The organism is Emticicia aquatilis (assembly GCF_014644295.1).
Classification (GTDB): Bacteria; Bacteroidota; Bacteroidia; order Cytophagales; family Spirosomataceae; genus Emticicia; species Emticicia aquatilis.
Map to the genome: position 1 here is coordinate 241,593 of NZ_BMKK01000007.1, position 13,480 is coordinate 255,072.

General features: G+C 38.0%; 9 protein-coding genes and 1 riboswitch. All 9 genes read left to right on the forward strand.

The annotated features are described in order from the left end of the window. Positions 1-9 precede the first annotated feature (9 nt). The gene (locus tag IEX65_RS18160; protein ID WP_188767955.1) at positions 10-822 is read left to right on the forward strand and encodes a serine O-acetyltransferase; all 813 of its coding nucleotides are present in this window, start codon (positions 10-12) and stop codon (positions 820-822) included. Positions 823-895: 73 nt separating this feature from the next. Continuing rightward, complete coding sequence (locus IEX65_RS18165; protein ID WP_188767957.1) at positions 896-2,128, forward strand: sterol desaturase family protein; 1,233 nt, start codon at positions 896-898, stop codon at positions 2,126-2,128. 164 nt (positions 2,129-2,292) lie between these two features. Beyond that, complete coding sequence (locus IEX65_RS18170; RefSeq protein ID WP_188767959.1) at positions 2,293-3,171, forward strand: aldo/keto reductase; 879 nt, start codon at positions 2,293-2,295, stop codon at positions 3,169-3,171. An 87-nt stretch (positions 3,172-3,258) separates the two neighbouring features. After that, positions 3,259-3,351, forward strand: a riboswitch (SAM riboswitch). 317 nt (positions 3,352-3,668) lie between these two features. Next, complete coding sequence (locus IEX65_RS18175; protein WP_188767961.1) at positions 3,669-4,274, forward strand: YceI family protein; 606 nt, start codon at positions 3,669-3,671, stop codon at positions 4,272-4,274. A 164-nt stretch (positions 4,275-4,438) separates the two neighbouring features. Next, positions 4,439-5,635 carry a cysteine desulfurase family protein gene (locus IEX65_RS18180; protein ID WP_229250754.1) on the forward strand — a complete coding sequence of 399 codons (1,197 nt, stop codon included), beginning with the start codon at positions 4,439-4,441 and terminating at the stop codon, positions 5,633-5,635. 536 nt (positions 5,636-6,171) lie between these two features. Further along, positions 6,172-7,461 (forward strand): O-acetylhomoserine aminocarboxypropyltransferase/cysteine synthase family protein, encoded by a 1,290-nt coding sequence (locus IEX65_RS18185; protein ID WP_188767962.1) that lies wholly within the window; start codon positions 6,172-6,174, stop codon positions 7,459-7,461. 153 nt (positions 7,462-7,614) lie between these two features. Further along, positions 7,615-10,656 (forward strand): SusC/RagA family TonB-linked outer membrane protein, encoded by a 3,042-nt coding sequence (locus IEX65_RS18190; RefSeq protein ID WP_188767965.1) that lies wholly within the window; start codon positions 7,615-7,617, stop codon positions 10,654-10,656. A gap of 40 nt (positions 10,657-10,696) precedes the next feature. Further along, positions 10,697-12,034: a RagB/SusD family nutrient uptake outer membrane protein gene (locus IEX65_RS18195; protein WP_188767967.1), complete on the forward strand. Its 1,338-nt coding sequence runs from the start codon at positions 10,697-10,699 to the stop codon at positions 12,032-12,034. An 89-nt stretch (positions 12,035-12,123) separates the two neighbouring features. Continuing rightward, the gene (locus tag IEX65_RS18200; protein WP_188767969.1) at positions 12,124-13,467 is read left to right on the forward strand and encodes a DoxX family protein; all 1,344 of its coding nucleotides are present in this window, start codon (positions 12,124-12,126) and stop codon (positions 13,465-13,467) included. The last annotated feature ends 13 nt before the right edge of the window (positions 13,468-13,480 follow it).

Consider the following 13,480-nt stretch of genomic DNA (forward strand, 5'->3'; position numbering starts at 1 on the left):
TTGACTTCAATGAAATATAAAAATTTTATCAATTTACTCCGTAAGACGCACAATGCAGAATGGGAAGCAACTCCTTCTACGCACGATGCGATTGTTTGGCTCAATGACCTCATACAGTTTTTGTTTCCGAGTAATCATTTGCCAAAACAGACTTCTTACGAGGGAATCCTGAAGAAAAATCAAATTGATTTAGAGAATATTTTATTGAGTTATTTAGACCCAAAAGTATTTGATATTGAGGGAGTTACGAATGCTTTTTATGATGAACTGGAAAATATTTATAATAACCTCCGACTCGACGCTACTAAAATTTACGAATTTGACCCCGCAGCTACAAGTATTAATGAAGTAATTGTTTCATATCCAGGTTTTTATGCCATTACGGTTTATCGTATCGCTCACGAACTGGTAAGGCTTGAAGTACCTGTTTTACCTCGTATCTTGAGCGAATTCGCTCACCGAAATACAGGAACGGATATTCATCCAAATGCACAAATTGGTGTACCGTTTATGATTGACCATAGTACAGGAATCGTAATTGGAGCAACTGCTCAAATTGGCAATAATGTATCTATCTATCAAGGAGTTACGCTCGGTGCTTTACAAGTCGCCAAAGAATTGGCCGAAGTAAAACGCCACCCAACAGTAGAAGACAACGTAATAATTTATGCCCGAACAACCATCTTGGGCGGTAAAACGGTTATCGGCCGTAATAGTGTCATCGGTGGAAGTGTTTTTCTGACAAAAAGTGTAAGTCCATACTCGCACGTATTCAATACTCACCAACTAAGAATTGATGATAAACAGAAAGTTTTAGGATGAGGTAAGTGCGTTTTATCATGATTTAATTATATAAGAACTAACACTATCAACAATATAACTTACAAGTCACTTTATGAAACTCAACATAATGGCCTTCGCAGTGCCTTTTTTCTTCTTTTTTATACTTTTAGAATACTATATTTCTAAGAAAAAAGGCAAAAGTTTATACTCGTTTAGCACCACAATGGCTAATCTGAATGTTGGTATCGCTGAGCGTCTGATTGATGCTTTTACAGCGGGTGGATTTTATTTTTTTTATGTTTATTTGCACGATAATTTTGCCATTTTCGACATAAAACCGAGCATTTTACTGTGGATTGTCTTATTATTGGCAACCGATTTTGTATGGTATTGGTATCACCGTTTCGGGCATGAAATTAATCTTTTTTGGGGGTTTCACGTAGTGCATCATTCAAGCGAAGAATTTAATTATTCGGCGGCTGCTCGTATCACAATTTTTCAGGCGGTAGTTCGTACACTCTTTTGGTCGATTCTGCCAATCATTGGTTTTCCACCGCACATGATTAGTGTTTTGTTGATTATTCATGGAATTTACCCATTCTTCACCCATACCCAGCTCATTGGCCGACTCGGGATTCTCGAATACATTTTCGTTACGCCTACACATCATGGTGTGCATCACGCAAGCAACGAAGTGTATTTAGATAAAAACTACGGCGATATGCTTATCATTTGGGATAAACTTTTTGGCACTTTTGCTGAAAAGACAGAAACGCCAATCTATGGTTTAACCAAACAATTAGAAAGCAAGAGCTTTTTATGGCAACATTTTCATTTTTTGGTTGAAATTGCCTATTCGGTTTCTAAAACAAAAGGCTTTCTGAATAAATTGAAAATTATTTTTGGTTCACCAAGCAATTTCGACCCAAATGCAAGAGCAATCGTAGAGAGCAAACTTTTATCGAAACATAAAGTAAAAACTCATTCCAATAAATTTAAGCAATATGTGTTGATTCAGATGGGGCTGATGCTCGTCACACTCTTTACCTTTTTACTGTTTGAGCATTACATCAATGCGTTTTTACAGACCATTTTTGCACTAACAATCATAGCCACACTGATTAATTGTGGAGCAATTTTGGAGCAACGCCGATGGGTATTTTACATCGAATTCGTGCGAATTGCTATCATTGCTTTGCCACTAATTTGGTATTTTCCACAGATAACTATTTCGGTTTTATCGCTCATCTCGTTGATAATCCTGGCCGTTGATTACGATGTAGTTTCTAAAGCAAAAATTGCTTATTTAAGATTTATCTATGGTGGGAAGAAAACCCTCATCTAAAAATGCGATTACGTGATTTACGTGATTTTGTTGAACTAATTCATTCTGGGTAAATTTATCATTGATTTACCCAGATTTATTTCAATCTCACATCCGAAATCACCCAAAATATATTTAAACTAACCTTATTTTAACCAAAAATACATTTTACAGAACAGCAACGTATGAAAAAAGTTTATTTGAGCGATTCGGGTCCAAAAGTATCAGAAGCAATTTATGGGTTTTGGAGATGGGAGAATTTGGGTTCTCAGACCACACAAAAAATGGAACAAATCGTCAATTTATGTTTAGAACTGGGCATTAATACCTTCGACCACGCAGATATTTACGGAGATTTTACGATTGAAGAGCATTTCGGAAAAGTAATAGCCAGCAAAAGTTTTCGTAGAGAAGACATCGTACTATTTAGCAAATGTGGTATCCGAAAATCAGATAACGGTAAAGGTTTTTATTTCGATAATTCAAGAGATTACATCGTAGAGAGTGTCGATAATTCACTCAAAAAACTAAAAACCGACTATATTGACATATTTTTATTGAATCAAAGCGACGTACTGGCCGACCCTGAGCAAACTGCAATGGCTTTGGCCGAAGTGGTGAATTCAGGAAAAGTAAATCATATTGGAGTAGCTAATTTCAATGTTTTTCAACACAAACTTTTGGCGTCTTATCTGACCATTCCAATCGTAACGAACCATATCGAGCTAAACGTGATGAATACAACGGCCATCGAAGACGGTCGGGTTGATTTTATCAAACAAAGTTTTAGTAAACCATTGGCTTGGGCTCCATTGGCGGGCGGAGAAATTTTTGAAGGAAAAGAAGGAAAAGCAGCAGTATTGAAAGCAAAACTCGAAAGTATCAGCAAAAAATACGATGCCAATATTGAGCAAACGGCCGTTGCGTGGCTCATTCAGTTAGGAACTTTGCCAATTATTGGGTCTTTGTCCGAAACTCGCATAAAAAATGCTGCCAGTGCGGCACAAATAAAACTCAGCCAACAAGATTGGTACGACATCTACCAAACCACAGTAACGTCTTAATTGAGACGTTACTGTAAAAAAAGAAAAAAAAGTTTGGATATTACGTTTTCATAAAGTATCTTTGTCTATCGAATAAGTAGATTAATAGATTTATTAAGAACGAAGAAAGAGATTAGGCTCGACGAACTTCTGGCAACCTGCTAACCACCAGTAAGGTGCCAATTCCTAAACAGATAAATCAAACCAAATAAAAAACACATGAAAAATTTTAGATTCAATTCCCAGACAATGGTGGTATTGTCATCTCTCTCTTTTGTTGGCGAAAAACTCGCTCATCGTTTAAGCAATCGTTTTTACCCTGCTTCACAATGCTGTTGTTGAAATTGTTTTCAACATCGCATTAAGAATTCCTTTTTCCACTTGTCGAATTATGGACTATCAGCTGTGCATTTTTGCTCGGTAAGAAAGTGCTGTCCATACACATTCAACTTTAGCATTTTGCAGGAAAGTTAAACATCGAAAAAATCAAATCATTTATAATAAAACCAAAGAAAATCATGAAAAAATTAGCACAATTAGCCCTTTTTAGCGTATGGTTTGTATCATCATTTGCGATGGGTTTCGACAAATCGAAAGGTAATAAGACCTTAAAAGTGGATACACAAAATTCAAAATTAGTGTGGAAAGGCAAGAAATTTACTGGCGAACATTGGGGGAATATCGACATAAGCAGTGGTAGCCTAATTGTAGATGGTACAAAACTAAAGGGTGGAGCTTTTGATATTGATTTGAAGTCAATTACAGTAACCGATATTACAGACAAAGATGGCAATGCAAAACTCGTTGGACACCTGAAAGGAGATGACTTCTTTGCAGCCGATAAATTTCCGAAATCAACTTTTGTAATTACTTCGGCTACTCCGAAAGACAAAGAAAACTACGAAATCGCTGGAAAATTGACCATCAAAGGCGTGACCAAAGAGATTAAATTCCCAGCAGTAGTTACGATTGATAGCAAGAAAGCTACCGCAAAGGCCAAAATTACCATTAATCGCACTGATTTTGGTATCAAATATGGCTCGAAAAGCTTCTTTGATAACTTGGGAGACAAATTTATTTACGACGATTTTGAATTAGATATAAATCTGACATCAGCATTGTAAAGTGTTCTAAAGTTTAATACTTGAAATTAGGTTGAATAGTGATGACAGAATTAGGTAGGGTTCGAAAACACTTGAATCCTACCATAATCTTATCAACCACATTATTTCTAAAAAACTAACTCACATACACTTCATCAATTAACTAAAAACCTATTAAACAAATAATGAATATCTATTTAGACAACGCAGCCACAACCGCCATAGATTCTGAAGTTCTAAACGTAATGATGCCCTATCTATATAGGTATTACGGAAATCCATCATCAAACCATAGTTTGGGCCGAAAAGTACATGAAGCTATTGAGACTTCTCGCCGAACTATTGCCGATATTTTAGATGTATTGCCCGAAGAGATTTTCTTTACTTCGGGAGCAACTGAAGCTAATAATTGGGCAATTTCGAGTTCTTTAGAGGCCTATCGTATCAAACACATTATTACGAGTGCCATTGAGCATAAGTCAATTTTGGAGACTTTTACCGAGCATTTTTATAAAAATAAAATAAAATTAAGCTTCGTGAATCTCGACCGAAAAGGCAATATCAATCTAAATCATTTGGAGCAACTACTGGTCGAAAACCCCCGCTCTTTGGTAAGTTTAATGCACGTCAACAACGAAATCGGGAATATCACAAACATCGAAGAAGTAAGCGAACTTGCCAAAATATACAGAGGAATTATACATTCTGACATTGTGCAAAGTCTTGGTAAATTCCCCGTTCAACTAAATTCAAATGGCGTTGATTTTGCGGTTGGGTCGGGACATAAAATACATGGCCCAAAAGGTGTCGGTTTTTTATTTGCCCGCAAACGAACCAATTTACATTCATTGCTGCACGGAGGAGGTCAAGAAAGAGGCTATCGAGGTGGCACCGAAAATGTAGCCAGTATTGTGGGGTTTGCAAAAGCCCTTGAAATTGCGAACAGCAATATCGAAAAAGTGCATAAACATAACCAAACTTTGAAAGAACGACTTATCAGTGGACTAAAACGCTTAGATTTAGAGGAGTTTGAATTTAATGGCGAAAGTGAATCACTGAGCAAAAGTGTGCCAAACATTCTTAACGCTCGTTTTCCAGTTTTACCTAATAATAGACTTTTACAAAATATACTCGACGAACAAGGAATCCATGTTTCGAGCGGCAGTGCTTGCTTGAATTTGTCGAAAGGAGGTTCGCACGTTATCAGTGCATTATACCCAAAATCAGATGGCGAAAACGTCAGGTTTTCTTTTTCAAAGTACAATTCATTGTTTGAAATTGACACTGCCGTACGAGCAATCGCAAAGGTTTTTAAACAAGAAAAGAAACGTTTTTTAGTGAAGGATTTACACACAGTTCAATCAGAGAGCGTTGTGTATTGATAGATAATCAGTGGGTTTATTGTAACCGATTGAGATACAATAAATTAATTTGACGGAAACAATAAAAGGCCTAATCATTTTTAGGTCTTTTATTTCAAATAAACGCATAAGTCGCTGATTATTAAATTTTTATTCGTTTCTTTGTTTTTGATAAATACCATAAATATTTGTACTTTTTAAAGAAAATATAAACAAAGTTTTTCTTTTTTTAGGAATAAGAAAATTAAATAATTTACTTTGTCTATGGATTTTATAGATTAATAATAACAAAATATTATTCACAAATATTAGAAATTTAAGGTTAGTACTCAAGAGATTTTTTAATGAAACAAAGTTAAAAGCAACTGTTGACCATCAACCATGAACTAATTTATCTAACCGAACAAACAGAATAAATACCAGATATGACGGTTTCCATCGAGTTGCTTGAATATTCGGTGGTTGTCTATTCATCATCTTCTTTGGAACTGTCTATCGGTATTAATAGCAAGCATATTCAACCAAAATAATTATACAACAAATAAACGACAAACAAAATGAGATTCGAAACGCTTCAACTTCACGCAGGGCAAACCGCCGACCCAACCACCAATGCAAGAGCGGTGCCGATTTATCAAACAACTTCTTATGTATTTAATAACGCCGAACACGGTGCTAATCTTTTTGCACTAAAAGAGTTCGGCAACATATATACCCGCATCATGAACCCAACGAGCGATGTTTTCGAGAAACGCATTGCGGCTCTCGAAGGCGGTGTGGCTGCTTTGGCAGTTGGTTCGGGTCATGCGGCTCAATTTATAGCCATTAATAATATTACAACCGTTGGCGATAACTTCGTTACGACGCCTTATTTGTACGGTGGCTCGTACAATCAATTTAAAAATTCTTTCAAAAATATTGGTGTAGAAGCACGTTTTTCGGCCGATGATAAAGTAGAGAATTTTGAAAAACTGATTGATGAAAAAACGAAATTTATCTATTTAGAATCAATCGGAAACCCTGGTTTTGCCGTGCCTGATTTTGAAGCATTTGCAAAACTGGCCGAAAAATATGATTTACCAATCATCGTTGACAATACTTTTGGTGCTGGTGGGGCAATTGTTCGTCCAATCGAACACGGAGCTCATATTGTAGTAGAATCTGCTACTAAATGGATTGGCGGTCACGGCACAACCATCGGTGGTGTGATTGTCGATTCAGGTAAATTTAACTGGGGAAATGGCAAATATCCACAGTTTACATCGCCTTCGCCGAGTTATCATGGTTTGGTGCTGAATGATGTTTTTGGTGTTGGTGGGCCATTCGGAAACATTCAATTTATTATTCGTGCAAGAGTTGAAGGTCTGCGTGATTGGGGTCCAGCACAGAGTCCGTTCAATTCGTTTTTGTTATTGCAAGGTCTTGAAACACTTTCTTTGAGAATCGAAAGAACCAACGAAAATGCACTAAGTTTGGCGACGTGGTTGCAAAATCATCCACAAGTAAAAAGTGTTAATTATTTAGGTTTAGAAAGCAGCCCGCACCATCATTTGGCTAAGAAATACTTTGAAAGAGGCTACGGCGGTGTATTGTCTTTTGAACTAAAAGGAGATAAACAACGAGCTGAGAAATTTGTTAATAACTTACAGTTAATCAGCCACTTAGCTAATGTAGGCGACTCGAAAACTTTGATTATTCATCCAGCTTCAACTACTCACTCGCAGCTTTCAGAAACAGAGCAGAAATCGGCAGGAGTAGAACCAACGGCTTTGAGGGTTTCGTTGGGAATTGAACACATTGAGGATATTAAAGCAGACATCGAGCAATCGTTTGCAACACTTGATTAAGGCACACAAACAGTAAATATATAAAGCCAAAAGATGCCACTCTTGCTGGAACAAGAGTGGCTGGTCAAAAAAAGGCTCATTGCGGAATGATTCAGGAGATTGCGGTGCAATCGTCCCAGTACCTTATTTTTTAAATTAACCATTACAAAGTAAATGAAAAAAAAGCTACTTGTACAGTTTTTATTGGCTATTTTACTAATTCCGTCGGTAATTATAGCTCAGAATGCAGATGCCACGATTAACTCCACGCTTTCGGGGAGGGTTTTAGATGAAAAAACAAACGAACCACTCATTGGTGCTTCGGTGCAGATTAAAGGAACGACTCACGGTGTAATTACAGATGCTGAGGGAAAATTTTACTTCAAAACAGGTCAAAAATTACCTTACACGCTGATTGTCAATTACATTGGCTACGAACTAAAAGAGGTTTTGGCAACTACAAGTTCAATCTCGATTTCGTTACAAACCAATGCCAAGCAATTAAGTGAAATTGTGGTTGTGGGCTATGGCACACAAGAACGCAAAAACTTGATTGGCTCAATCACAAAAGTAAATCCGCTCGAAGTAAACGCCATTCCTGTAGGTAGTATTGATGCACAATTACAAGGAAAAGTTTCGGGTGTACAAATTTCTTCGCCTACTGGCGTTCCTGGCGAAACTGTAAACGTCAGAGTGCGTGGAGCAACTTCAATCAATGCCGATAATGACCCACTTTATGTAGTTGATGGCGTATTTATCAATAGTAATAGTCTTCAAACCATCGGAACTGGTGGCAAAGCAACTTCTCCGATTGCCGACCTAAACCCTGCTGATATTCAAAGTATTGAAGTATTGAAAGATGCCGAAGCAACGGCTCTCTACGGCTCTCGTGGAGCAAACGGTGTTATTTTGATTACTACCAAAAGAGGAAATTTCGAGCAAGCTCCGAAAGTAAACTTCAACGTAAGCTATGGACAAGCAAAAGCAATCAAATTGTGGGAACTAACCACTGGCCCCGAACACGCTCAACTTGTAAACGAATGGTGGATTAATACAGGTAAAGATACACCATCTTTGAATAGAACCTTTGCTAATCGACCATTCAGACCAGTATCAGAAGGTGGACGTGGATTGCCAGAAGAACAACAAACCTATGACCGTCTGAGCGAAGCATTCCGCACGGCAACGCTTCAAAGCTACGATATTTCGTTGGTTGGTGGCACAAAAACGACCAAATACTACATTGGTGGAGGCTTCAATTCTCAGGAAGCAATTTTGAAACCTATTACATTTGATAGAGCGAGTTTCAAAGTAAATCTCGACCAAAAAATCAATGATAGAGTACAGATTGGGGTAAGTAATTCATTCAGTCGCACGTATCGCAATCAGGCACGTGCGGGTGATGGCCCACAAGGGGGGCTATTACAAGCTGCTTTGCATACACCAACTTATCTTTCTCCGACCGAAAACGGAGTATTAGTTGGTCGTGCTGGGTTTGATAACTTAACTCTTTTACTTAATAATTATGATGTAAACTCAACCAGTTTGCGTTATATCGGTAATTTATACGCCGAAGCAGAATTATTACCAAACTTAAAATTACGTTCAAGTTGGGGTGCTGATTATAACAACTACAATGAATCAGAATACTGGAATACCTTCTTACTCTTGGGAGCTCAAGGTGGTTTGGCCACTTCTTCAATTAGCCAATTTACTTCTTTATTGAATGAACAAACATTAACTTATCGTCAGAAAATTGGCAAAAAACATTCGCTCGGAGTGGTGGTAGGAAATACGCTTCAAAGCGATGTTTTGACAAGAACTTACGCTGAAGGTCGTGGTTTTGCCAATAATTCATTCAAAATCATTTCGTCTGCTGCTACAACAACCAGTACACAAAGTTGGAGCAAAAGCAATCTTGCTTCATTCTTTGCCAAAGCAGATTATGGTTTTGATGGAAAATATTTGGTTAACTTTAGCATAAGAGCTGATGGTTCTTCAAGATTCGGTTCTGACCGCAAATGGGGATATTTCCCAGCAGTGGGAGCAGCTTGGAGACTGAAGCAAGAAAGTTTCTTGAAAGATGTTGGGTTAATTTCTGATTTAAAATTAAGAGCCAGTTATGGAATTGTTGGAAATCAAAATGGTATCGGCAACTTTGCTGCCCAAGGACTTTGGACAGGTGGAGCTCCGTATCAAGGAAGTCCAGGTATTGCTCCGCAACAGTTGGCCAATCCAGATTTGAAATGGGAACGCACCAATCAATTTAATGTTGGTTTAGATGCTTCGTTGTTCAACAGTAAAGTTTCTTTCGAGATTAACTATTACACAAAATATACCCGTGATGGGCTATTGCAGTTGGCATTGCCAAGCACTACTGGTTTTGCTAACTATTGGAGCAATGCAGCAGAAATCAGCAATAAAGGTTTTGAGTTGAATATCAATACAATCAACTACGAAAGAGCAGGTTTGAAATGGACAACCAGCTTCAATGTTGCACAAAATATCAATAAAATCGAAAAACTCGAAAACCCGCTTCGCTATGGTAGCCGTGATTTGATTTTACAACAACAAGGTACGCCTCTTTATTCGTTTTGGGTGTATAAACAACTTTCGGTGAATCCTGAAACTGGAAATGTAGTGTATGAAGATGTAAACAAAGATGGACAAATTACGGTAGCTGACCGCCAAATTGTGGGCAGTATTTGGCCAAAATTCTTTGGTGGACTAACCAATAATGTAAGTTATAAAGGTTTTGAGCTTTCTGCTTTCTTGGCTTTCCAATATGGTAATAAAATATATAACCATAATAAATTTTTTGGTGAAGGTGGTGGAGCCAGAGACGCTGCACGTGTGATTTTTGCGAGCAATAATGCCAGATGGCAAAAGCCTGGTGATATTACGGACGTACCAAGACCTGACGGTGTAAACGTAAATAATTACCGTGATGGCGGTAGCCGTTGGCTGGAAGATGGCTCATTCTTGCGTCTTCGTAGCTTAAATCTGGTCTATAACTTCCCGAAAGCAATCGCCAATAAATTAAAAGCCGATGCTTTGAAATTGTATGTAAATGGTACGAATCTCTTCTTATTGACAAAATATACGGGTCTTGACCCTGAGTCGAGTGCGAGTAGCGACCAAAACGCACAAGGTATTGACTTAGGAACGCCTCCGCAACCACGTAGTTTTCAAGCTGGTTTAAGTTTGACATTCTAATTCAAGGTCAATTTTTTGAAAAAATTAAATCAATAGAATAATGAGAACATTAAAGTATATACTATCCATAGGTTTACTTACATCAACAGTTTCGTGCAATAAATTTTTAGATGTACAGCCTTTAGAATCAATTTCGGATACTCAAACAATTTTCGATAAAACTTCGGCAGAAACTGCCCTCCGAGGCGTTTATTCGGCACTGAGCAATGGTAGTTATTACGGAACAACCTTTCAATCAATCGGTTATCTGACTGGCGATAATATTCAATGGACAGGTTCGCAATCGCAAGTGCAGGAATTTATCAATAAAAAAGTCAACGCCGATAACTCGACGATTGGTAGTGCTTGGACGGCCATCTATCGTACCATCAATCGAGCAAATAATGTCATTGCGAAAGTTCCGACCGTAACTGACCCACTTTTGACCGATGCTCTAAAAAATCAATTAGTGGGTGAAGCATATTTTATTCGTGCTTTGTCTTATTTCGATTTGGCTCGTACTTGGGGTGGCGTGCCTTTGATAACGAAACCAACGGCAAATCCGACCGAAAACAGTGGAATAAGCAGAAGTTCACAAGCTGAAACTTACGCTTTGGTTTTGAAAGACCTTGAAACGGCCGAGCCATTATTGCCAGCTACAACCGACCGCTATCGAGCTACTCGAAAAACTGTTTGGGCCTTACGTTCTCGCTTGCATTTATACCTAAAAGAATGGGCAAAAGCTGAAGAATATGCTTCAAAATTGATTACAGATACCAATTACAGACTTGTAAAACCATATAATGCCTTTTTTGCAAATGATGCAAGAGGCACACAAGAATCAGTTTTTGAGATATTTTACAGTGCCAACGAAACTAATACGCACCGTGGACAATGGCAACCACAGACTAACGGCGGAACACGCCAATGGGCTCCAAATGATGCAATTGTTGCTCTCTTGAATGACCCAAAAGTAGGAGGCGGACGTAGCACACTCATAGCAAAAGATAATCAGAATCGTTGGTACGGAAATTTGTATTACCGCACGCCAGCAACTGACCCAACTTTCGTTTTTCGTATCGCAGAAATCTACTTGATTCGAGCAGAGGCTCGTGCCAACCAAGAAAAAATAACTGATGGCCTTGCCGATTTGAACGCTATTCGTGACCGTGCCGGTATTGCAGCTGCTACTGCAACAACTAAAGATGCACTTCTGTTGACAATCGAAAACGAACGACGTGTAGAATTTGCCTTAGAGCCGCATCGCTGGTTCGATATTGTGCGTACGGGTCGTGCTGCACAGGTCTTTAATGTGACTGATGCCAATCGCCTTTTATTACCAATTCCAGTAGGAGAAACATTAATAGACAAGGCTTTGGTGCAAAATCCAGGTTACTAAGAATAAAATCTGCCCTATGCGGATTCTCTTGGTAGGGCAGATAAAAATTAGGCGTTTCAAACACTTACCTAAATACCTCTATTAAAATTATGTCTAAAATTCTTGAACTTAACTCGCAAAGCGAATGGAGCAATACAGAAAAAACTATCTTTAAGTTTTTCGGCATTTACTTCTTTTTGCAGGTGTTACCCTTAGATTTAAGGTTTTTTAAGCACATCTTTTCAACTAATTGGTTGCAGATTCAATACCGAGACATTTTTTATTTATCGAGATATTCTCCAACTTTCACGGGTGATGATAGTTTTTTTAATTGGTTGGTCATTATTTTACTGGCTGCTATCGGAACATTCATTTGGGATAAAATTTACACCAAAGAAACCAATTACGACCAGCTCTATTATTGGCTTCGAGTATTGGTTCGTTATCGTCTCGCCATTGGTGTTATTGCTTATGGGTTTTTGAAATTCTTCCCAATTCAAGCACCTTTTCCTTCATTAAGTAATCTTAATACCAATTATGGGGATTTCACGGCTTGGAAATTGTTTTCACTCGGCTTGGGTGTTGTGCCAAGTTACCAATCGTTTTTGGGTTTGGTCGAAATTGTAGCGGGTTTACTTTTATTGAATCGTAATACGGCAACGATTGCTACTCTTATCATTCTTCCTTTTACTGGAAACGTAGCCATTTCAAATATCGCCTACGAAGGCGGCGAATATGTTTATGCCTTCTACCTCGTTGCTCTTGCTCTCTATCTTTTTGCTTTTGATGCTATCCGATTATTCAATTTACTTTCTCTCGAAAAACCAACTGCACCTAACCGTTTTCAACCAATTTTTAATGGAAAATGGAAGCAGTATCGCATTGTTTTGAAAACAGTTTTCATCTTATTTTTTGTGGTTTTTTATGGCTTCAAAACTTATGCAGGCTACAAAAACAATGGTTACCATTTTCCCAAAGCGGAAGGCATCGAAAATATCATTGGATTGTATAACGTAAGCGAGTTTCGCTGGAATAATCAGACGATTCCCTATTCAAAAACCGACCCAATTCGTTGGCAAAATGTGGTTTTTGAAAAATGGAATACATTGAGTATCAAATCAAATAAGCCCGTAATTATTGAGCATCTACCGAGCGAAGAACTCTATAAAGCGGACTCAAATCGTATCTATGAGTTTGCTGGTTCACAAGGCCGCCACTATTATAGTTATGATTTTGACTCCACAAAATCGGCACTTTCGCTGAAAAATCGCAATAAAAACCATGCTTCAGATAAACTTTCACTTTCGTTTAAACGCTTGAATGACTCGACGATTGTCTTATCGGGCTTGAGTGCTGGTAAAGATTCGGTTTATGCGGTCTTGAATAAAATCAATAAAAAATACTTGACCATTGAGGCAAAAAAATCAGGTCGTAGAAATGCGTTGAAATTATAATTCTAACCAATTC